The 22,599-nt window shown below is 46.2% G+C and carries 20 protein-coding genes and 2 pseudogenes; 6 read left to right on the top strand and 16 right to left on the bottom strand.

Annotated features, from left to right (window positions below; translation table 11 throughout):
* Positions 1-4 precede the first annotated feature (4 nt).
* The 10 genes and pseudogenes from bglP to BFW96_RS21355 form a co-directional block, all read right to left on the bottom strand.
* Positions 5-1,834 (bottom strand): PTS beta-glucoside transporter subunit IIABC, encoded by a 1,830-nt coding sequence (gene bglP, locus BFW96_RS01065; protein ID WP_069838388.1) that lies wholly within the window; start codon positions 1,832-1,834, stop codon positions 5-7.
* Positions 1,835-2,208: 374 nt separating this feature from the next.
* Positions 2,209-2,517, bottom strand: coding sequence for a contact-dependent growth inhibition system immunity protein (locus tag BFW96_RS01060; protein WP_069838387.1), 309 nt, complete (start codon positions 2,515-2,517; stop codon positions 2,209-2,211).
* A gap of 45 nt (positions 2,518-2,562) precedes the next feature.
* Positions 2,563-3,006: a type II toxin-antitoxin system antitoxin YxxD gene (gene yxxD, locus BFW96_RS01055; RefSeq protein WP_069838386.1), complete on the bottom strand. Its 444-nt coding sequence runs from the start codon at positions 3,004-3,006 to the stop codon at positions 2,563-2,565.
* Between the two features lie 136 nt (positions 3,007-3,142).
* Positions 3,143-3,391, bottom strand: a pseudogene (locus BFW96_RS01050) (T7SS effector LXG polymorphic toxin); the annotation flags it as partial.
* 303 nt (positions 3,392-3,694) lie between these two features.
* The gene (locus BFW96_RS01045; protein WP_014481380.1) at positions 3,695-4,021 is read right to left on the bottom strand and encodes an Imm8 family immunity protein; all 327 of its coding nucleotides are present in this window, start codon (positions 4,019-4,021) and stop codon (positions 3,695-3,697) included.
* Between the two features lie 16 nt (positions 4,022-4,037).
* Positions 4,038-5,654, bottom strand: coding sequence for a ribonuclease YeeF family protein (locus tag BFW96_RS01040; RefSeq protein WP_069838384.1), 1,617 nt, complete (start codon positions 5,652-5,654; stop codon positions 4,038-4,040).
* 19 nt (positions 5,655-5,673) lie between these two features.
* Positions 5,674-5,943 carry a YwqI/YxiC family protein gene (locus BFW96_RS01035; protein WP_069838383.1) on the bottom strand — a complete coding sequence of 90 codons (270 nt, stop codon included), beginning with the start codon at positions 5,941-5,943 and terminating at the stop codon, positions 5,674-5,676.
* An 11-nt stretch (positions 5,944-5,954) separates the two neighbouring features.
* The gene (locus BFW96_RS01030; protein WP_069838382.1) at positions 5,955-6,320 is read right to left on the bottom strand and encodes a YwqH-like family protein; all 366 of its coding nucleotides are present in this window, start codon (positions 6,318-6,320) and stop codon (positions 5,955-5,957) included.
* A gap of 306 nt (positions 6,321-6,626) precedes the next feature.
* The gene (gene abnB / locus BFW96_RS01025; protein WP_069838381.1) at positions 6,627-8,036 is read right to left on the bottom strand and encodes an arabinan endo-1,5-alpha-L-arabinosidase AbnB; all 1,410 of its coding nucleotides are present in this window, start codon (positions 8,034-8,036) and stop codon (positions 6,627-6,629) included.
* Positions 8,037-8,197: 161 nt separating this feature from the next.
* Positions 8,198-8,324: pseudogene (locus BFW96_RS21355) on the bottom strand (hypothetical protein); the annotation flags it as partial.
* A gap of 287 nt (positions 8,325-8,611) precedes the next feature.
* On the opposite strand from BFW96_RS21355, the gene hutP reads away from it, so the two are divergent.
* From hutP to BFW96_RS00990, 6 genes are all read left to right on the top strand, one after another.
* Positions 8,612-9,058, top strand: coding sequence for a histidine utilization transcription antiterminator HutP (gene hutP, locus BFW96_RS01015; protein WP_069838380.1), 447 nt, complete (start codon positions 8,612-8,614; stop codon positions 9,056-9,058).
* 112 nt (positions 9,059-9,170) lie between these two features.
* Positions 9,171-10,697: a histidine ammonia-lyase gene (gene hutH, locus BFW96_RS01010; RefSeq protein ID WP_069838379.1), complete on the top strand. Its 1,527-nt coding sequence runs from the start codon at positions 9,171-9,173 to the stop codon at positions 10,695-10,697.
* Positions 10,694-12,352 (top strand): urocanate hydratase, encoded by a 1,659-nt coding sequence (gene hutU, locus BFW96_RS01005; protein ID WP_069838378.1) that lies wholly within the window; start codon positions 10,694-10,696, stop codon positions 12,350-12,352. The genes hutH and hutU overlap by 4 nt, the downstream gene beginning before the upstream one ends.
* A gap of 12 nt (positions 12,353-12,364) precedes the next feature.
* Positions 12,365-13,630, top strand: a complete 1,266-nt coding sequence (gene hutI / locus BFW96_RS01000) for an imidazolonepropionase (RefSeq protein WP_069838377.1) — start codon at positions 12,365-12,367, stop codon at positions 13,628-13,630.
* Positions 13,623-14,582 carry a formimidoylglutamase gene (gene hutG / locus BFW96_RS00995; protein WP_069838376.1) on the top strand — a complete coding sequence of 320 codons (960 nt, stop codon included), beginning with the start codon at positions 13,623-13,625 and terminating at the stop codon, positions 14,580-14,582. Before hutI ends, hutG begins: the two co-directional genes overlap by 8 nt.
* Before the next feature lie 75 nt (positions 14,583-14,657).
* On the top strand, positions 14,658-16,085 hold the full coding sequence (locus tag BFW96_RS00990) for an amino acid permease (RefSeq protein ID WP_069838375.1): 1,428 nt from the start codon (positions 14,658-14,660) through the stop codon (positions 16,083-16,085).
* Between the two features lie 43 nt (positions 16,086-16,128).
* On the opposite strand, the gene BFW96_RS00985 is transcribed toward BFW96_RS00990, so the two are convergent.
* From BFW96_RS00985 to eutH, 6 genes are all read right to left on the bottom strand, one after another.
* Positions 16,129-17,430, bottom strand: coding sequence for a pyrimidine-nucleoside phosphorylase (locus BFW96_RS00985; protein ID WP_069838374.1), 1,302 nt, complete (start codon positions 17,428-17,430; stop codon positions 16,129-16,131).
* A gap of 29 nt (positions 17,431-17,459) precedes the next feature.
* Positions 17,460-18,641, bottom strand: coding sequence for a nucleoside permease NupC (nupC, locus tag BFW96_RS00980; RefSeq protein WP_003244143.1), 1,182 nt, complete (start codon positions 18,639-18,641; stop codon positions 17,460-17,462).
* Positions 18,642-18,722: 81 nt separating this feature from the next.
* A complete protein-coding gene (deoC, locus tag BFW96_RS00975) occupies positions 18,723-19,394 on the bottom strand; it encodes a deoxyribose-phosphate aldolase (protein ID WP_040081299.1) in 672 nt (223 codons plus the stop codon).
* Positions 19,395-19,499: 105 nt separating this feature from the next.
* The gene (deoR, locus tag BFW96_RS00970; protein WP_069838373.1) at positions 19,500-20,441 is read right to left on the bottom strand and encodes a DNA-binding transcriptional repressor DeoR; all 942 of its coding nucleotides are present in this window, start codon (positions 20,439-20,441) and stop codon (positions 19,500-19,502) included.
* 134 nt (positions 20,442-20,575) lie between these two features.
* Positions 20,576-21,403: a DUF1206 domain-containing protein gene (locus BFW96_RS00965; protein ID WP_069838372.1), complete on the bottom strand. Its 828-nt coding sequence runs from the start codon at positions 21,401-21,403 to the stop codon at positions 20,576-20,578.
* A 72-nt stretch (positions 21,404-21,475) separates the two neighbouring features.
* Entirely contained in the window at positions 21,476-22,588 is a 1,113-nt protein-coding gene (gene eutH / locus BFW96_RS00960; RefSeq protein ID WP_069838371.1) for an ethanolamine utilization protein EutH, read from the bottom strand.
* Between the last annotated feature and the right edge of the window lie 11 nt (positions 22,589-22,599).

The following is a 22,599-nucleotide window of genomic DNA, read 5'->3' as shown; positions in this document are numbered from 1 at the left end:
TTTTTTAAGATAAAGCAAGCAGCGCTTCTTTTGTCTGCACTTTACCGATCTCTTTCACCGGCGAAAACGAATATTGGTCTGTATTGGTCACAATCACCGGGGTAATGATGTCATATCCCGCGGCTTTGATTTGCTCCAGGTCAAAGGATACGAGCGGATCTCCCGGTGCGACCTTGTCGCCTTCTTTGACATGAGCCGTGAACCATTGTCCCTCCAGCTTAACGGTGTCCAATCCAATGTGTATGAGAATTTCAGCTCCCTGATCACTCGTAATGCCAATGGCGTGTTTTGTTTTAAAAATGGTGGTAACGCTTCCATGAACAGGCGAAACCACTTCTCCTTCTTCAGGCTCAATGGCAAATCCTTTTCCCATGATCCCGGCAGAAAACACCCCATCTTTGACTTCGCTTAAGGCTTTCACTTCTCCCTTAATCGGGCTGTGAATGATTTCTCCGCTGCCTTCATGCACTGCCGGCTGCTGGCTGCCGTCAGAAGACACATCCTCGAATCCAAGCAAATACGCAGCTGCTGTCCCCGCCGCAAACGCAATCACAAGACCGATCATCGCGTAAATAAACGTTGGCCCGATAAAGACAGGGATGCTCGGCAGTCCTGCATTTCCACCGACGATATAGGAAGCAACACCCGTCATGCCGTAAAACGCGCCACCTGCTGCACCGCCAATCAAAGCGGCCGCAAACGGCTTTTTCAAACGCATATTCACGCCGTACATCGCAGGTTCTGTGATCCCCATCAGCGCCGTGATGCTCGTGGTAAGCGCGAGTGATTTGAATTTTTTGTTTCTGGAGCGAAGGAAGACGGCAAATGATGCCCCGGCCTGCCCCATATTCGCCAAAAACATAGCCGGCAGTAAATAATCGTGTCCGTTTTGAGCGATGTTGTTGATCATAATTGGCACAAAGGCATAATGCATGCCCGTCATGATGATTAAAGAGAACGTTCCCGCCAGCAAAATCATCGCCACAAGCCCTGCATGATCAAACAAATAATTGACACCAGAAGACAAGTATTCTCCTAAAATAGCGCCAAGCGGACCAACTGTAATCAATGTCAGCGGCACGACAATCAATAATGTCAACGTCGGAACCACAATCAATTTGAGAGACGAGTGTGTAAAACGGTCAATCCATTTTTCCACGTAGGAAGCAATCCAAATCGCCAGCAAAATCGGAATGACTGTTGACGAATAAGTGGCAGCGGTTACAGGAAGCCCGATAAAGGAAATCGGTTTCCCCGCACCGAGCAGAGCTGTTAAATCCGGATGCAGAATCGCCGCCGCAATGGCAGCCGCTACGTACGGATTGCTCCCGAACTTTCTCGCCGCACTCATCGCAAGCAGGAGCGGCAGGAAGTAGAACGCGCCATCACCGACAGCCGTTAAAATGACATGAACCTGGCTCTTCTCCGCCATCCAGCCAAACGTAACTGCCAGCGCAACAAGCCCTTTGATCATCCCCGCTCCCGCAATCGCAGGCAGAATCGGAGTAAACACACCAGAAATCACATCAAAGACCGCACTCAGCACATTCTTTTTCTGAGAGGATGAACCAGCGTTCTTTTCATCACTGAGATTGCTGTGCCGCACAATTGCCTGATACACCTTCGGCACATCGTTTCCGATAATGATCTGAAACTGCTCGCCGCTGATATTGGTGCCCATCACCCCCGGCAGCTGCTCCAGCTGACTGCGATCCGCCTTCGCGTTATCATAAAGATTAAAACGCAGTCTCGTCATGCAGTGAATCACGCGCTGAACATTTTCTTCCCCGCCTACGAGTTGTAATATGTCTTTCGATAATTTATCATAATCCATGTGTATACCTCCTTTTTATGGGGGGACTGCTGGATGAAAGGTGGCCGCCTTTCACCAGCTTTTTTTGTATCAAAAAACGCATCACCTCCTAAATGAGAATAAAAAAACCTAAATGACGCAGATTGCGAGAGTCTCCTCCTGCACCTGCACCATTTAGGTTTTGCCTGCTTTCGCAGTAACAATCCTGACGGGTCGTTTTATTTGTTTGTAGGTATACTTTAGCACTAGATTCAGATGATGTCAACGCTTTCATTTTTGGTGTTGGCTATCGTTCCTAGACAAAAATAATCATAAAGATTTGAACATAGTATTAACTTCAATAAAAAATGATTAAAAACCTTGAAAGGCATTTTTCCAATCAAGGTTAAGAATCGTTACCATTTAAATTTTATTAAAGACTTCTTTATCTGCACTATTACATTCTTTAGCCAATCTATTGGTTCTAAATTAAACGCAGGAAAATACACGCCATCTGCGCAAGATTGAATGTATTCATTTTTCTCATTGTCTGAATGCTCACTTTCTATAAAATCCGTTAAAAAGACAATAGCATCCTCCAAATATTTCTTACTTTCCTCTGCTAATAACTCTTGTAAAGCGTCATCGGGAGATTCAATATCCTGATGGAATGTTCCAGCTAAAAATTGAAAAACCGGGTCCTCTTGTTTATTGATCGATAACATGTCATTTCGCTCCTTTAAGGGAGCGGTAATGGGATAATGTTAAAATCATTCATCATCTAATAAATCAAGATAATACTGATCATTCTCTTCTATTTTTCTTAAGAACTCGGTAAGAGAAGTTGCAATTTGAACATCATAATAGTAAATCGGATTTTCATTATTATCATTTAATTCAATTGACATTAATGCCGATTCACTACCTTCAAAAAATATTAATTTATCATTCTCAAACTCATCATATATTTCTATGTCAGGATAAAATTCAAAGTCATTTATCCTCAATCGAAAGTCTCTTACAGAATATGGATCCAAAATGCGATTAGTATTAAACTCTGATCCTTTAATAAACCCATAGCCAACTTCTAAATAAAAATTCACTAATTCATTAGGTAATTTCAAGTTTAAGTTTTTTTCAACCTCTTCAATCTCACTTTGATTCACTGGATAAAAATCATTTTCTTTGTTTGCTTTTATAAAATTATAACTCATTTTTTTTTGCCTCCTTTAAATAATTCATTTGCTGGTGAGCCTGTACCATGAATCCCAGCTTGATGCTCGTTAGGAAATTTTGCTGGATGCATATTCCACCATTCATGTTCTCCGCCAAAAGTATTCTCAATTATAAGGAATCATTGACTGTAGGCAGGCTGACGATGTGGCCGATGACTGATGTCTGGCGATTGACTGCGTCTGTGAGTTGCTCTGTCACTTCTCGTGCATGCTTGACCCCATGTCTCGCATCATGTGAGAGAAAAGCCTCTGCAATCATGCCGTGAGAGTCAGATTCTACAGAGGAAATCGCTTGCTGGGTTTGTTTCAGCACTTTTTTGTATTCGTCGATAAACATGCCAAAGAAAAGGAGAAAGGGTTTATGAATTAGCTATAAAAGATTATTTTTATTAAAAAACCTTGAAAGGCACTTTGCCAATCAAGGTAAAACAGTTACCACTACACTTCTAAAGCTACTCACTAGGAAGCAAACCAGAGGGTCCTGAAAACCATTTAATTAAAATAGTTATGACGTGAGATTTTTATAACCAGGAATATCTTCTAACATGAAAAACCTCTAGTTGTTTATCATATAACATGTGTATTAAATTCGAAATTGATTACAGTTCCGATATATTCATATTCTTTTAGTATAACTATAAGCGACTAGCCAACAACTCTTTTGGTGTTATCCTTGTAATTTAAAGTATTGAGCTAAATTATTCATATACTTATCATAGTCATCGTCTTTACATTTATTCATGATAGTCTCTACAGTAGAATTGACAGTTTTTATGTTAAAATCTCTCATTATGAGATATCCATGACCTAATTCAATTTTTGTACTTTCAAGTATCTTATCCAATCTTTTAGGACTAATAATATTAAAAGTAAATAAATCAGAAGCACCTGGTATATCAGGCAATCCTACGTCAAGTTCAAATGAAACGTAGAAATCATCAGCATCCTCACCCCAATTTTCATAGTCTTTAGTTAAAGCTTTAATTTCTAACATAATTATATCCCACCTTTTAATCTAAAATATCAACATGTACATTTCTTAATTCTGTTTTTGATCCTACAACAGTAATTTCATTTTCAGTGAAGTTCGCTCTCCACATTTTTTCCTTTGGTTTATATTGCAATCTGAAAGCTCTCATTTTATCTACACTTTTGTACCCTAAAAAATTTCCTGCTTTATCATACATTTTTTCCGCTCCTTGACCAACCCAGCCTTTTCCTGCATCTAGTGCATTCTGACGTGTTGAGCTACCAAGAGTTGATAAACCTTTAGGGGAATTCTTTATTCCTATAACCGTTTGGGAAGAGCTTAAATTATCTACATATCCAGGATGCCACCACTTACTATTAACACTGCCTTTAGAAGGTTTCTTTTTTACGTCTCCCTTTATATCCTTCTCCGCTACATGTTTAGCAACATCTGTGACAACACGTTTCCCGCCTCGGACCGCCAATTTTTTAACAGCACCCTGAGGGCTTACCCACTCAATAAATTCATATTGAGTTTCCGCAAGAAACGAATCAAGTGGCTTAGCTCCGCCTACTTTATCCTCTGGAATGTAAGACACTTCTTCTAGCCGCTTTTTCCCTCCGGCGTAGAATTCTCTCACAATTTGGCCGTTTGCATATACAAAATATTTGCCGCCGACGTAGTCGATGCTTGCAGTATCGCGGGTTAGTTCGTCAATCACTTCTATCGTATCTATCTTTTTTAATCCTTTATGATTATATAGTTTATCATTTATCACCCGTATGTCTCCATAGACTTTCGGGTGAGCTGCTGCTTCTTTCTGCAGAACTGTTACGTTACTGTCATCACCATAAATCTCACGCTCAATCTTCTGTTGTTTGCCATCCTTCATCACAGTATCAACGTTGGACTGCTTATGTTTCTCTAGCTTCTTCAGCATCATCTCCATCGGTGAATCATCCGCCTGCTTCATTTGCGGGTTAATCGCGCCGAAGGTTTGGTTGATGTTTTCTTCTTCCTGTGATTTCAGGATGGAGCCGCTTTTGTAGCCTGTGATTTCAATTTTCGGGCCGGTGTACATGGTTTCGAGCTGGTCTATATATTTTTTCATCGTTTGAAAATCTGATTTTGCGGTTTCTAGTGCTTGGGTTTGCTGGCCGTCAAATTGAAAGAGCTTATGCAGGGTGTCTGAAATCAGCCGCTCAGCCTGTTCTGTTTCCATACGGAAAAAGGTATCATTGACTGTCGGCAAGCTGACGATGTGGCCGATGGCTGATGTCTGGCGATTGACTGCGTCTGTGAGCTGCTCTGTCACTTCTCGTGCATGCTTGACCCCATGTCTCGCATCGTGTGAGAGAAAAACCTCCGCAATCATGCCGTGAGAGTCAGATTCTACAGAGGCAATCGCATGCTGTGTTTGTTTCAGCACTTTTTTGTATTCGTCGATAAACATGCCAAAGAAAAGGAGAAAAGGCTTGTGACACTCCTCGAAAAAAGTCCGGATGGCGTCTCCACCTTTTCCTTTTAGCGCATCCTTCATGCCTGCCAGATGCTCAACGCTTTTTTCCAGTTTCTCCAGCTGCTGTTTTTGCTTGTCCAGTTTCTCAATCGTATGCTGAATGCCCTCGTGAAGAGCGTGGACATCTAATGTTTTCAATCCCTTGTCCTCCCGCGCTTTATTTCATGGAAGATGATATGTTTTCATCCGTTTCCTTCATGGCATTTACTGCACTTTCCGTTTGTGCAATATGCTTGGCCAGAACAGACGCATATGCTTCAGTCAGCTCTTTGATATCCTCATTTAATTGCTCGATGGACTTCACAACATTCAAATGGTTTCTGCCTGAGAGATGACCGGGCAAGGAGGATTTGAGTTCAGCTGAATTCTTAAGCTGAGAAAGCCCTTGCTTCACTGTGCCATAGACCACTTTAATTTCCTGTGCCATTTGTGCTCACCTCACTTTTTATGTTTTTCCATCTCTATTTCATGCTCTATCCTTGTGATTTGGTGTCTGATGGAATACACATCGCTCTCTAATGAGTGGATTTTGCCTTGAATGCTTTCGATGATTCCGCTTACTTGATCGCTTTTGATTTGCTGATATGCTTTGTTCATTCCTTCACGAATATCTTCAAACCGCTCCGCATGTGTTCCTCTCCATGCCTCTCGGTTAAGATGAGGCCGGTGAATGAGATGCTGAGCCTCAGAGAAATCGTGTTTGATTTGCCTAATTTCGTGCAGCACTCGTTTTAATTGATGGATCTGTTCCTGCTTTTCATGTAAGTCGGCTTTTACCGAATGTAACAACATTTCACTATGCACGCCGCAACACCTCGTGTTTCTATCAAACTGTGTCAATTCTTTACAATACAGACTATTTTCATATTACATGATGGGTCATATTGGATAAATAGGTAAAAAGGTTTGTCTTATGGGGAGTTATAGCGGTTCTAATTTGCTAAAAATACAGTTTTTACGATTTCACAAGAGGGCTAATAATCACAACAGGGACTTTTCGTTCAGGTCTTTCATCTCACTAACATTTACATTCCCCCCTCGTGCTTAACTATTACTATTAGTCAATAATAATCATAAAAAAACGCCTTCCCTCGAAGGCGTTTCTCCATCTTATTTAGATCCCCAAACAGCCTCACCGCTGCCATTCAACACACTAAACGTCATCACGTTCTTCTCTCTCACCGAATCCCACTGGCGTACAAATACCCCGTTATACTTCTTGCCCGCTAATGTGATCTCAGCTGTATTTTTTCCGGTTTTCTTCCATGTTCCGGTCATTTCCCCGGAAATGGTGTGGTTTTTGTTGAGCTGGATGTTGATGGTTTTTTTGATGTCGGCTGAGATGTCTTTTCCGTGCTGGATGAGTTTGTACGTTCCTGTGATGTCTTTTTGTTTTACTTCTTTCAATGTTTCGCCTGCGTAACGATATGGCGCTGCTACCGGCCAGCCGTCTTTGTTCATGAACAATTGGTGGACTCTGACTTCGTGTTCTTCACCTCTGCCCGGGAAGCGGGTGTGGAAGATTAAATAGGAACGCCCGGTTTTCTCGTCATAGTATGCGGAGTTGTGGCCTGGTGAAACATACCCGGTGCCTTTTTCATTTTCTGTTTCAAAAGTGTAGCTGCCCATGAGTTTGACGCCATATGGTTCGATGGAGCGGTCGTCGAAGAATGTGCCTTCTTTGCCGCGGACGTCGAGCATTGGATTGCCTTCTGCATCATAGTAAGGACCGTCCGGTTTCTTGGAGCGGGCCACACGGATGTTATAGCCGCCTGTTGCATCGAGACCGCCGAATGACAGGTATAAGTAGTAGTATTGGGTGTCTGGATTGTAGAGAACATACGGGCCTTCGATTCTGCTGTGGTTTCCGCCGAGCAGTTTTTTCCCGTATCCCTGTCCAGGAAGCGGGAAGCCCGTTTTCGGATTCATTTCAAGTATGAAAATGCCGCCTGAGTATGATCCGTACACCATCCACAGCTTGCCGTCTTTATCAAAGAAGGTATGCGGGTCGACGACATTCGGGTGTTTAGTTGCGTCATACGGGGTTCCATCGCTGCTTGTGCCTTCCATGCCTGATTTCAAAAAGATGCCTTTGTTTTTGTATGGCCCTTCGATGTTGTCAGCGACGGCAACACCCATGGCGGACCTAGGCGAGTCGCCCCGGCAGGCGTTGTAGTACATGTAGTATTTGCCGTCCGCCAGCTGCGTGACGTCAGCCGCCCAAAGAGTATCGGATTGCGCCCATTCGAAGGTTTCTTTTAATTCTTTATAGACATTCGGAATCAGTGGGTTGTCATTGCTTACGCTGGTGGTCAGCTGCTGCCATTGCATGAGGTCATTTGTTTTTGCTGAAGCGAGATGAGATCCAAAAACATACAAGGTGCCGTTTGTTTCAATGATGGAAGGGTCATGGACGCTGACTTCTTTAAATATAGGTTTTTGTGCATTGGCGGAGTTTGGGAGGGTGAAGGCCATGATAAGAGCTGCAAGAAAACATACACGGAACAATCGGTTGAACATCTAAACAATTCGCCTCTCTTTTTTATTAAATTTTAAACGCTTACATTTCACTATGAAAATACCCCGCCTATTAAAAACAGCCGAATGTTTTCATATTCAAACAGATAGGTGATTTCTCTTACATAGTCAGACTGATGTCTGTCAGTCTTGCGCAGAACTGCTGCTTGCATATCCTCTCCTTCATAGTTCAACTCTTTTGCTGTTTCTCCTTCTTTCATCACTCTGTTTTCATTCGCGTACATGTAATAACTGCTTTGTCAGGTTTTGCATCGATTGTGATACAGCCATTTCGTTGTCGGCGTTTTTTAAGATGATGGCTGATTGCCCGTCAACACCTGAGGCAGTTGGCTGGCTCTTTAGAAAATGCCTTGCGAAAAATACGACGTAGTAAATGCATATTGAGAGTAAGACAGCGGCGCTTGCCTCCTGTCTGGATATCGTGTCTGCGTCTCGCTATCACAATAGCAATCTAACTTGTTAAAGACTGTAAAAAACCTTTTGACTTCTGCTGCTGAACCAATTAATATAATACTCAGTTAATAGTTATCAGAATTTTTAGGAATTGAGTGATTCATATGACACTGCACAAAGAGCGTCGGATCGGACGGCTGTCTGTTCTTCTGTTGCTGAATGAGGCGGAAGAGCGTACACAGGTCGAGGAGCTGGAGCGAGATGGATGGAAGGTCTGTCTCGGCAAGGTAGGATCAATGGACGCGCATAAAGTAGTAGCCGCAATTGAAACCGCTTCCAAAAAGAGCGGTGTCATTCAATCTGAGGGTTATCGGGAGTCACACGCGCTTTATCATGCGACGATGGAGGCCTTGCACGGCGTGACCAGAGGTGAAATGCTGCTTGGATCACTGCTTCGGACGGTGGGCTTGAGGTTTGCTGTTTTGAGGGGAAATCCTTATGAAAGTGAAGCGGAAGGCGATTGGATTGCTGTCTCGCTTTACGGAACAATCGGGGCGCCGATTAAAGGTCTTGAGCACGAGACATTCGGTGTTGGAATTAATCACATATGAAACAGCCCATAGATCATAGGCGATAGGGGGCTATGCGTGAAAACAGATGTTCACAGCATAGCTCCTTTTTGTATGGGCGCTTTACCAAAGTAAAGACAAAGGAGTTGGACTTATGGTGATTTTAGACGGTTCTTCATTGACAACAGCCGACGTCGCTCGTGTGCTGTTTGATTTTGAGAAGGCATCAGCTTCCGAGGAAAGTATGGAGCGCGTGAAAAAAAGCAGAGCGGCGGTGGAACGGATTGTACGTGACGAAAAGACAATCTACGGCATCAACACCGGATTTGGCAAATTCAGCGATGTCCTGATTCAGAAAGAAGACTCGGCGGCGCTGCAGCTGAATTTAATCCTCTCTCATGCCTGCGGTGTCGGCGATCCTTTTCCCGAGTGTGTGTCCAGGGCAATGCTGCTTTTGCGCGCCAATGCGCTGTTAAAAGGCTTTTCCGGTGTACGCGCTGAGCTGATCGAACAGTTGCTTGCTTTTTTAAATAAACGCGTCCATCCTGTCATTCCCCAGCAAGGATCACTTGGCGCAAGCGGAGATTTGGCGCCGCTTTCCCACCTGGCGCTTGCGCTGATCGGGCAAGGAGAAGTCTTTTTTGAGGGGGAAAGAATGCCGGCAATGACAGGCTTGAAAAAAGCCGGTATTCAGCCGGTAACGCTGACATCCAAGGAAGGGCTTGCCTTGATTAACGGGACTCAGGCCATGACTGCAATGGGAGTGGTCGCCTACATTGAAGCTGAGAAACTAGCCTATCAAACAGAGCGAATTGCCAGTTTAACGATTGAAGGCTTGCGGGGAATTATCGATGCATTTGACGAGGATATTCACTTAGCCCGCGGCTATCAGGAGCAGATCGATGTCGCAGAACGAATTCGCTTTTATCTATCTGACAGCGGCCTCATAACCTCTCAGGGAGAACTGCGGGTACAGGATGCCTATTCATTGCGCTGTATTCCGCAGGTACACGGTGCAACTTGGCAGACGCTAGGCTATGTTAAAGAAAAATTAGAGATTGAAATGAACGCCGCTACGGACAATCCGCTTATTTTCAATGATGGTGACAAAGTGATTTCCGGCGGAAACTTTCACGGACAGCCGATCGCCTTTGCCATGGATTTTCTGAAAATCGCAATTTCAGAGCTTGCGAATATCGCAGAGCGCCGGATCGAACGACTTGTGAATCCGCAGCTGAATGACCTGCCGCCGTTCCTAAGCCCTCATCCCGGTCTGCAATCCGGTGCAATGATCATGCAGTATGCCGCGGCCTCACTCGTTTCTGAAAATAAAACACTGGCCCATCCTGCAAGTGTGGATTCTATTCCGTCATCCGCAAACCAAGAAGACCATGTCAGCATGGGAACCATCGCCGCTCGGCATGCTTATCAGGTGATCGCAAATACAAGGAGAGTCATTGCGATTGAAGCGATTTGCGCATTGCAGGCGGTTGAATACAGAGGCATAGAACATGCAGCGTCCTATACGAAACAGCTTTTTCAGGAAATGAGAAAAGTCGTGCCGTCCATTCAGCAGGACCGTGTTTTTTCCTATGACATTGAACGCTTGACTGACTGGCTAAAGAAAGAATCTTTATTACCTGATCATCAGAATGAAGAACTAAGGGGGATGAACATATGACTGATGTAAAAAAATCAATCCGTGCCAACAGAGGAACAGAGCTTGAATGCTTAGGGTGGGAGCAAGAGGCGGTGCTTCGGATGCTTCGAAACAACCTTGATCCGGAAGTCGCCGAGAAGCCAGAGGATCTCATCGTATATGGCGGCATTGGCAAAGCCGCACGGGATTGGGACGCTTTTCACGCCATTGAGCATTCCTTGAAAACACTAAAAAATGATGAAACCTTGCTCGTGCAATCCGGAAAGCCCGTTGGCATGTTCCGTACACACCCGCAGGCCCCGCGCGTGCTCTTAGCAAATTCCGTTCTTGTTCCGAAGTGGGCAGACTGGGAGCATTTCCACGAGCTTGAGAAAAAAGGGTTAATGATGTACGGACAGATGACGGCAGGAAGCTGGATTTACATTGGCTCACAAGGCATATTGCAAGGAACCTATGAAACTTTTGCTGAGCTCGCGCGACAGCACTTCGGAGGCAGCTTAAAAGGAACATTGACGCTGACAGCGGGTCTCGGCGGAATGGGAGGCGCCCAGCCGCTGTCTGTCACGATGAATGAAGGCGTCGTCATTGCCGTCGAGGTTGATGAGAAACGCATCGACAAGCGGATCGAAACAAAATACTGCGATCGAAAAACAGCATCGATTGAGGAAGCCTTAGCGTGGGCTGAAGAGGCAAAATTGGCAGGAAAACCTTTGTCCATTGCGCTTCTCGGAAATGCGGCTGAGGTGCATCACACACTTTTGAACCGCGGTGTCAAAATTGATATTGTGACTGACCAGACATCTGCCCATGACCCTTTAATCGGTTATGTTCCCGAGGGCTATTCACTTGCTGAAGCTGACCGTTTGCGTCAAGACAACCCAGATCTTTACGTGCGCCTTGCGAAGCAAAGCATGAAAAAACATGTCGAAGCCATGCTGGCCTTTCAACAAAAGGGCTCTATTGTATTTGACTACGGCAACAATATCCGGCAAGTCGCAAAGGATGAAGGGCTGGAGAATGCCTTCGATTTTCCGGGGTTTGTCCCTGCCTACATCCGCCCCCTATTCTGTGAAGGAAAAGGACCGTTCCGCTGGGCGGCGCTTTCCGGTGATCCGGCAGATATTTACCGTACGGATGCGTTATTAAAAGAACTGTTCCCGACAAATAAAGCCCTTCACCGCTGGATTGATATGGCACAGGAAAAAGTCACGTTCCAAGGCTTGCCGTCCCGTATTTGCTGGCTTGGATATGGAGAACGAAAAAAGATGGGCCTCGCCATTAACGAGCTGGTTAGAACCGGGGAGCTAAAAGCGCCTGTCGTAATTGGGAGAGATCATTTGGACTGCGGGTCTGTCGCCTCTCCAAACCGGGAGACAGAAGCGATGAAGGACGGAAGTGACGCTGTCGGCGATTGGGCTGTGCTGAATGCGCTTGTCAACACGGCGGCGGGTGCAAGCTGGGTTTCCTTCCACCATGGCGGCGGCGTCGGAATGGGCTATTCCCTGCATGCCGGTATGGTTGCCGTTGCCGATGGAAGTGAGCTGGCTGACGAGCGGCTCGCCCGTGTCTTAACGAGCGACCCGGGAATGGGCATTATCCGCCACGCTGATGCCGGTTATGAACGTGCCGTTGAAGTAGCGAAGGAACAGGACATTATCGTGCCGATGCAAAAATAAAGGAGTGATGATATGCCAAAGCAAATTGATACGATTCTCACCAACATCGGTCAGCTTTTGACGATGGAAAGCAACGGTCCGCGTGCAGGCAAAAGCATGCAGGATCTTCATATAATCGAAGACGCTGTTGTCGGCATCCATGAACAGAAAATTGTGTTCGCCGGACAAAAAGGGGCTGAAGCCGGTTACGACGCAGACGAAATCATTGACTGTTCGGGACGCCTTGTAACGCCTGGCCTCGTTGATCCGCACACCCATCTTGTATTTGGCGGATCTCGTGAAAAGGAGATGAACCTTAAGCTTCAGGGCATTTCATATTTGGATATTCTGGCGCAGGGCGGCGGGATTCTGTCTACAGTCAAGGACACCAGGGCGGCTTCAGAAGAAGAGCTGCTGCAAAAAGCCCATTTTCATCTGCAAAGAATGCTGTCCTACGGCACGACCACGGCAGAAGTGAAAAGCGGCTACGGCTTGGAAAAAGATACAGAGCTGAAACAATTGCGTGTCGCAAAAAAACTGCATGAAAACCAGCCTGTTGATCTTGTTTCCACATTTATGGGAGCCCATGCGATTCCTCCCGAATATCAAAACGATCCAGATCAATTTTTGGATCAAATGCTTTCCCTTTTGCCAGAAATCAAAGAACAAGAGCTCGCCAGCTTTGCTGATATTTTTACAGAAACAGGCGTTTTTACAGTCAGCCAATCCCGCCGTTATTTACAACAAGCAGCTGAGGCGGGCTTCGGATTAAAAATACACGCAGATGAAATCGATCCGCTTGGAGGAGCCGAATTAGCAGGTGAGTTAAAGGCTATATCAGCCGACCATTTGGTAGGTGCATCGGACGAAGGCATATCGAAAATGGCCGAGGCAGGAACGATTGCCGTCCTCTTGCCGGGAACAACATTTTATCTTGGCAAAAGCACATACGCCAGGGCAAGAGCTATGATCGATGAAGGGGTATGTATCAGCTTGGCAACGGATTTTAACCCTGGCAGCTCGCCGACTGAAAATATCCAGCTGATCATGTCGATTGCCGCGCTTCATTTGAAGATGACAGCAGAAGAAATATGGCATGCGGTCACAGTCAACGCTGCATATGCCATAGGAAAAGGAGAAGAAGCCGGTCAGCTCAAAGCTGGACGCTCAGCTGATCTTGTCATTTGGCAAGCCTCGAACTATATGTATATTCCGTATCACTACGGAGTCAACCATGTACATCAAGTCATGAAAAACGGAACAATTGTTGTCAACAGGGAGGGAGCCATTCTTGGATAAGTACCCTTTTCTTAGAGAAGCCGGGTATTCGTTTAAGGACCGGGATGTCACAAAAATGAGTGACCTCATCGCAGCATGGGACGGCCAAGACATTAAGGGACCGGCATTGATAGGTGTCCCCCTATCAAAATCCTCCATCAGTCATTCAGGCGCTTCCTTTGCACCCGGAACAATACGTCAGGCTCTGAAACATTCATCAGCCTATTCTGCTGAGCTTGGAGAGCACGTCGTATCAGATCTTCTATATGATCTGGGGGATATCGATATTCATGTCACTGATATCGTAAAGTCACATCATCACATTTTCCAAACCATGCATGCTCTGCTTTCGGACCATCCTGATTGGGTGCCGCTCGTACTCGGGGGAGATAACTCGATCAGCTACTCCACCATAAAAGCGATAGCACAAACAAAAGGAACGACAGCTGTGATTCAATTTGATGCCCATCATGATGTCCGCAATACGGAGGACGGGGGGCCGACAAACGGCACTCCCTTCCGCCGCCTTTTGGATGAAGAGATTATTGAGGGCCAACATTTGATCCAGCTGGGTATCAGAGAATTCAGCAACAGCCAGGCCTATGAAGCTTATGCAAAAAAGCATAATGTGAACATTCACACGATGGGCATGATCCGGGAAAAAGGACTACTCCCAACGATAAAAGAGATTTTGCCTGCCGTTCAAAAAAGAACAGATTTCATTTTTATATCTGTTGACATGGATGTCTTAGACCAGTCCCATGCACCCGGCTGTCCAGCGATTGGCCCGGGCGGTCTCTATACAGATGAGTTGCTTGAAGCCGTCAAGTTCATCGCACAACAGCCCAATGTCGCCGGGATTGAAATCGTTGAAGTTGATCCTACCCTTGATTTTCGAGATATGACAAGCAGAGCTGCAGCCCATGTTCTGTTACACGCATTAAAAGGAATGAAACTCTCCCCATTCAAGTGATCTTCTGGCAGGTTGTATTTTGGGTATGAGAAACTCATCTGCCTAATGAATGGCAGCTAAAAGGAGGGCGAGACAGTGAATCTTCAGGAGAACAGCGGCCAACAGCTAAAACGCACAATGAAAAGCAGGCACTTATTTATGATCTCATTGGGAGGCGTCATAGGCACAGGACTTTTTCTCAGTACAGGCTATACGCTTCATCAAGCCGGACCCGGCGGTACGATACTCGCTTATGTAATCGGCGGATTGATGATGTACCTCGTCATGCAATGTCTCGGGGAATTGTCGGTTGCCATGCCGGTAACCGGCTCTTTTCAAAAATATGCGACAACATTTATCGGTCCATCTACCGGTTTTATGGTCGGCATCATGTACTGGATCAATTGGGTGGTGACGGTAGGTTCTGAGTTTACCGCATCCGGTATTCTCATGCAGCGCTGGTTCCCGGACAGCAGTGTGTGGATGTGGAGTGCGATTTTTGCGGCTCTTCTTTTCGTATGCAACGCATTTTCAGTTAAGTTATTTGCGGAAACTGAATTTTGGTTTTCCAGCGTAAAGATTGTCACCATTATTTTATTTATCATTTTAGGAGGAGCCGCCATGTTTGGCCTGATCTCTTTAAACGGGATGGCGGATGCTCCTATGCTGTCGAATTTCACAGACCATGGCGGGCTGTTTCCGAATGGCTTTCTCGCCGTTTTTATCGCGATGATATCTGTGAGCTTCGCCTTTTCCGGTACAGAGTTAATCGGCGTTACAGCAGGAGAATCAGCAAATCCTCAAAAGGATATTCCGCGATCCATCCGTAATGTCGCATGGAGAACAGTCATTTTTTTCATTGGCGCTGTCTTCGTCTTATCCGGGCTAATTTCGTGGCAGGACGCAGGCGTGATTGAAAGCCCGTTTGTCGCCGTATTTGCGGAGATCGGAATCCCTTACGCCGCGGACATTATGAATTTCGTGATATTAACAGCCTTGCTGTCTGTCGCCAACTCAGGCTTATATGCTTCGACCCGTATGATGTGGTCGTTAGCAAATGAAAACATGATCAGCTCCCGTTTTAAGAAAGTCACATCGAAAGGTATTCCTTTAAATGCCTTAATGATCAGTATGGCTGTATCTTGTTTATCTCTCATTTCGAGTATCGTGGCCCCCGGAACTGTCTATGTGGTGATGGTTGCAATTGCTGGATTTGCAGGAGTCGTGGTCTGGATGAGCATTGCCTTGTCCCAGCTCTTGTTTCGAAAGAGGTTTCTGAAAAAAGGGGGAAATGTAAAAGACCTGACATTTCGCACGCCGCTTTATCCTCTTATGCCTATAGCCGCTCTCTTATTATGTTCAGCTTCTTGTATCGGTCTTGCTTTTGATCCCAATCAAAGAATCGCACTTTTCTGCGGAATTCCTTGTATCATCCTTTGTTATCTCATCTACCATTTCAAAAGAAATGTTTCAAAAGTGAAAAAAATCAGCCAAGAGGAATATCCGGCTGATCACATCCTATAAAAAATAAAGCACACCCCGCTCAGCATGGGATGTGCTTTATTTTTTACTCTGTAATCAACGTATGAATCAGCTTCGGCGCCTTCGCTTCCGCGGCGAGGCGGATGTTGTCATAGACTTTTGCGATGACTTCATCGACGTTTTCGCGGTTGGCGTAAAGCGTCACGAGCGGTTCGCCTTTTTCTACTTTGTCGCCGACCTTTTTGCGGAGCATGATGCCGACGGCTAAATCGATTTCGTCCTCTTTTGTGGCGCGTCCGGCACCCAGCAGCATTGCTGCGACGCCGATTTCGTCCGCGACGATTTCGGAGACGACACCCGCTTCTTTCGCAGGCACCTCAATTTGATATGCCGCTTGCGGAAGCTTAGACGGATCGTCAACAATTGAGCTGTCGCCGCCTTGGTTTTTCAGGAAATCCTTGAACTTCTCAAGCGCTTTGCCGTTTTTCATGACTTCTTCCAGCTTCGCTCTCGCTTCGTCCAATGTGTCGGCTTTTTTCGCGAGCACAACCATCTGGCTGCCGAGCGTTAAGACAAGCTCATGAAGATCCTCAGGCCCCTCGCCTTTGAGCGTGTCGATCGCTTCTTTGACTTCAAGCGCGTTTCCGATCGCAAAGCCAAGCGGCTGAGACATGTCTGAAATAACAGCCATTGTTTGGCGGCCGACGTTATTTCCGATGCGTACCATTGCTTTGGCAAGTTCAGCTGCGTCTTCTTCTGTTTTCATGAAGGCGCCCGCTCCCGTTTTTACGTCAAGCACGATGGCGTCCGCCCCGGCAGCGATCTTTTTACTCATAATCGAACTTGCAATGAGCGGAATGGAATTGACCGTTCCCGTTACGTCACGAAGCGCGTACAGTTTTTTATCAGCCGGCGTTAAATTGCCGCTTTGGCCGATGACCGCAACCTTATCGCGGTTCACAAGTTTAATAAATTCATCCTTCGTCAGTTCCACGTGGAAGCCGGCGATTGCCTCTAACTTATCAATCGTGCCGCCCGTATGGCCTAGTCCGCGGCCGGACATCTTGGCAACCGGCACATCAAGAGCCGCAACTAGCGGGGCGAGAACGAGCGTTGTCGTGTCGCCGACGCCGCCGGTGGAGTGTTTATCCACTTTAATTCCTTCAATGGCAGAAAGATCAATCGTTTCACCGGAGTTCACCATAGCCATCGTCAAGTCCGCGCGTTCACGGTCACTCATATCCTGGAAAAAAATCGCCATAGCAAGCGCGCTTGCCTGATAATCAGGAATGCTTCCGTCCGTATAGCCGTTCACAAAAAATTGAATTTCTTCAGTGGTGAGTTCTTTTCCGTTTTGTTTTTTGATGATGATATCTACCATTCTCATGTTTGGTCACCGATCCTTTTCGATTAAGTTCAGTAAATCAAGCCCACAATTGCTGCTGATAAAAAGCTGACAAGCGTAGCACCGTATAATAATTTCAAGCCGAAACGAGCGACGACATTTCCTTGCTTTTCATTCAGTCCTTTTACGGCACCGGCAATGATTCCGATTGAGGAGAAGTTCGCAAATGACACAAGGAATACCGATACGATTGCTGTTGTACGGCCACTGAAATGGAAACCATTTTGCGTAAGCGACGTCATGGCGACAAATTCATTCGACACCATTTTTGTTGCCATAATGCTTCCCGCATTAACAGCTTCATTCCATGGGATACCCACAAGAAAAGCGAATGGAGCAAACACATATCCAAGAATGCCTTGGAACGAAATACCGAATACTGCATTAAAAATGCCATTGATCAAGGCGATAATCGCGACAAATCCAATCAGCATCGCAGCGACGACAACCGCTACTTTGAAACCGTCAAGGATGTATTCTCCGAGCACTTCGAAGAAGGATTGTTTTTCTTCTTCCTCAACACGAAGCATATCCTCTTCTTTTGCAACCTCATACGGATTGATAATAGAAGCGATAATGAAACCGCCAAATAAGTTCAAAACAAGCGCTGTTACAACATATTCCGGTTTCAGCATTGTCATATACGCGCCGACAATCGACATTGATACAGTGGACATCGCAGATGCGCAAAGCGTGTACAAGCGCTGCTGATTTAAAAGACCGAGTTCTTTCTTCAAGGAGATAAATACTTCCGACTGACCTAAAATCGCAGAAGCCACTGCGTTATACGATTCCAATCTTCCCATACCGTTTACCTTGCTGAGGGCAAGGCCGATATATCTAATAATAAACGGGAGGACTTTCCACTTTTGCAGAATCCCGATCAGAGCGGAAATAAACACGATCGGCAAGAGAACATTCATAAAGAATGTCGTTTGGTCCGCATTCACCAAGCCGCCAAACACAAAGTTAATTCCCTCTGCCGCGTATTCAAGCAGGTAACCGAATCCTTTTGCAAATCCTCCTACGAGGAAATTCCCTATCCCGGTATTGAGGAGAATGTAGCCAAGGATAAATTGCAAAATGAGCATAACAACAATTGGGCGGATCTTAATTCTTTTTTTGCCGCTGCTCGCGATCCACGCGAGGCCTAAAAACACGATTAAACCGATAATCCCAATCAAATACTTCATATGTGTTTCTCCTTTATTTGTATTCGCTTACAATCACTGTTTCCTCAGAAAACGGAAAGCAGTCTGCCTTCCGTCAGCTTTTTAATAGTTGTCCCCGCTTGATGCATTTTCTCCTTTTACGATGGAAACGCCTGCGCTGGCGCCGATTCGGCTTGCTCCGGCCTCAACCATTGTGTCTACATCTTCTTTCGTTCTGATTCCGCCAGATGCTTTCACGCCGATATCAGGACCTACTGTTTTGCGCATTAAGGCGATATCTTCCTTCGTTGCGCCGCCTGTAGAGAAGCCTGTTGATGTTTTCACGAAGTCCGCTCCCGCAGAAACCGCTAAACGGCACGCACGTTCTTTTTCTTCATCGGTCAGAAGGCATGTTTCGATAATGACTTTGACAAGCGCTTTTCCGGCAGCAGCTTCCACCACACCGCGGATATCCGCTTCCACCACATCGTCTTCTTTGTCTTTCAAAGCGGCAATGTTAATGACCATGTCCACTTCAGTGGCGCCTTTTGAAATCGCGTCTTTAGTTTCGAACGCTTTTGTTTCAGTTGTATTGGCACCGAGCGGGAAGCCGATGACCGTACAAACGTCGACTCCAGTTCCCTTAAGCTCTTTCGCAGCAAGCGCCACCCATGTCGGATTGACACATACTGAAGCAAACTTGTATGTTTTCGCTTCTTCAATAAGTTTGAGAATTTCCGCTTTTTGTGTATGCGGTTTCAAAGCTGTATGATCAATTATGTTAGCTAATGACATCCTTCGCACACTTCCTTTTTTGTTAAGATATTTTTTAGCATAACCGACTTTTGAACATATGTAAATTGGTAATTGAAATTTTGTTCAGCGAACGGTTTGAACGTGTCACAAATCATTAACAAGCACCCTTGCGGTATGCTGGTCAATGATTAAAACATTGGCATATTTTCCGGTTAATGCTCCGTGAATGGAAGATACTTTTCTGCTTCCGCCGGCCACTAAAATCGAGCGTTCCTTCAGTCTGAGGTCTTCAAGTTCAACACCGATGGTCCGGTCATTGATGGCACTGCTGCAAATATTCCCTTTCGCATCAAAAAAGCGTGAACAAATATCCCCAACGGCCTGTTTTTTCAGCAGGGCTTTCTCTTCTTCGTTAAAATATCCTAGCCGAAACAACAGCGCTTCGTCACGGACAGTGCCCACCGTGAAGAGAGCGATATTCGCCTGCTTGCCCATCTCGATGATCCGCTCAATATGACGGTCATTCTCCACCATTCGCTTCACATCTGCATTATCAAACACGACAGGAAGCGGGAGGTAGCGCGGCATCGTTTGAAAAGCCTCCGCGAACAGCTGAATTGTTTCAGCGGAATACGTGTTCACCCGCGAATGGCTGATACCGCCTTTCAGCTGGACGACCTCGACGCCTTTTACCTGCTTCGGCTGCATGTTTTGCGCGATTTGATACATGGTGGTTCCCCAGCTGACGCCGACAATGTCGCCGTCTTTTACCGTTTCATGCATATATTCTGCACCATAGCGGCTTAGGTCATGTGTAATTCCTGCATAATCGGGTGTCGGGGAAAACACAACATGCGCCTCGAGGAGACCATATTTCTCTTCAAGCATGGAACCGAGCGCATCCAAATCCTCAAAAGGGTCCATGACGCGAATCTGGACATACCCTTTTTCCTTTGCATATTGCAGCAGCCGGGAAACGGTTGGCCTTGAAATGTTGAGCTGCTCAGCAATTTGCTGCTGACTGTAGTCAGACTGATAGTAAAGCCTTGCCGCTTCTATGCTTAATTGTTGTTTTTCCCGATCCATTCCGCACCTCCTTGTGGATCAGTCCTGATGAAAACTGCTTTTGATTTGCTTTTATTATACAGGCTGGCGCCAGCTTTCATCCACCTGATTTCTGAGAAACTGAAAAACGCTCTTGGCGCGGACCCGCCCAGAGCTCACTCCTCCCATGTCATGTGCTGATAAATGCCTTTCATAATGGCATACATTCCATATAAGATCAGGCCTAACGCTAATATAGACAGAATCAATTTGCCATGCGGCTGCTGCGCGAGTTCGGCGAGCGCGCCGTCAAAGCCTCTTGTGTCGTCGGGATCAGCGGTCATGGCTGTTTTGATGAGAAAATAGCCGATAGCCGAGAAAATAATGGCCCGGGCGATATTGCCTGCGCGTCCGGTGTTTTTCGTAATGCATATCATCTGTTTGTTCATTTTTGACGTATCGAATTCTTTCATAAAAGCAGCCCGAACGCCTTTCATAAATTGAACAATCGCAAATACGATAAAACCCGCACCCGTAAGCCCTGTAAGCCATTGGCCGAACGGCTGCGCCAATATGTAAGCTGACCACGTCTGTTCTGAAGTGCCGCCTTTCCCTTGGCCAAACACAAATCGCAAGGCATTCCAAGCGATGGATGCGTAAACGGCGGCACTGAAAAAGTTTCCTATTCTCCGTGACAGGCCGCGCCTGCTGTTTCCGTGGCCCTCCGTGTCCTTGATCGCGCTTAACACCATCCAGATCACATAGCCGATAAGGCCGACACCTATTAAAAAAAGCAATAACGATCCATACGGCATGTGTGATAGCGTTTGGAGCGCTCCGCTCGAGTCTTTCGCGCGGCCTGCCCCGGCAGCCGTCATAAATGCCAAAATCCCAAGCAGAATAAAAACGCCGCCGAATGCAAAATAACCAAGCCTACCGAATCGTTTGATCCAAGGCTTGGTTTCCTGTTTTATTTTTGACACGTACTGGTCTTTCCCCGCCATGTGTCCAACCCTCTTTCACAGAAATCTTTACTGTAACATTCCCGATTGGACAAAGTTGAAACAGCTTCTGCCTCAGCTATGGCCGGCTGAGATACGTTTTTGCTGATCAGCTGACTGTGCAGGCATCATCCAAGCAGCCGCGGCGGCAGCTGTGACTCCGCCTGCTACTTTTCCAATGATCATGGCCGCCGCCATTTCTTTTTTCATTCCGGCTACAAAACCGAGATGGCTGCCGAGTACAAAGGCGCCGCTGACCGCAAACGCAACATTGATGACCTTTCCTCTCGGCGTCATATCCTTTAATGAAGCCAGCATCGGGATATGATGCGCCAAAGAGGTCACCAAGCCTGCTGTTGCTGTCTCATCTAAATGAAGGCATTTCCCAAGAGCCTGAAGCGGTTTTTTAAAGGTTTTTGTAATAAAAGCCGTCATCGGAAACGCCCCTGCCAGAGCAATGGCGATGGTCCCTGTCGTTTGTATCCCAGTCTCGACATTCTCCATTCCTGGAATCAGCACAATGCCTGTCAGCGTTTCAACGGAGACAGCCGCAAGCCCGATAATCGCAACCACACTGACCGCTTTCCCGAAGAGATGAAACAACCGAATCATACTGTCGGTATACCGCCATAACCCAAAAGCTATCACAGCAGATAACAGACTTGGGATCAGAAGGTTTTTACCTATCATGCCGATGTCAAAGCCCGCGCATAATCCGCCGGTGAAACAACCGATCGGCACTGTGCACAGCCCGATTAATATGCCTTTCGCAAAATACGGATGGTCCTCTTTCTCGATGATGCCAAGAGCGACGGGAATCGTGAAGACGATTGCCGGTCCCATCATTGTTCCTAAAAACACCCATGAAAACAGCCCGGCCTGCGGATCTTTCGCCATTTCTCCGGCCAGCGCATATCCTCCCATATCAATCGCCAAAATGGTGTTCGCAAAGGAAGAAGGGTCCGCGCCAATCGCTGTGTAAACCGGAGCAACAATGGGAATCTGGATTGCCGCCAGCACTGGGGACAGTGACACAATACCGATCATGGACAGCGCCAGCGGCCCCATAGCCTTGAAGCCGTCCGCAAACCGCTCGCCCAGCCCCCATCTGTTTCCCAAACAATAATCCGCCGCTCCCCATAGTAAAAAGGCAGCCAAAATGAATACAACCGCGTCATTCACCGTCATGGTTTTCTCCT

The sequence above is a fragment of the Bacillus sp. F56 genome, assembly GCF_001748205.1.
In the GTDB taxonomy this organism is placed as follows: domain Bacteria; phylum Bacillota; class Bacilli; order Bacillales; family Bacillaceae; genus Bacillus; species Bacillus stercoris.
The sequence above is the reverse complement of the archived record's forward strand: the minus strand, read 5'-3'. Positions and strand labels throughout refer to the sequence as shown.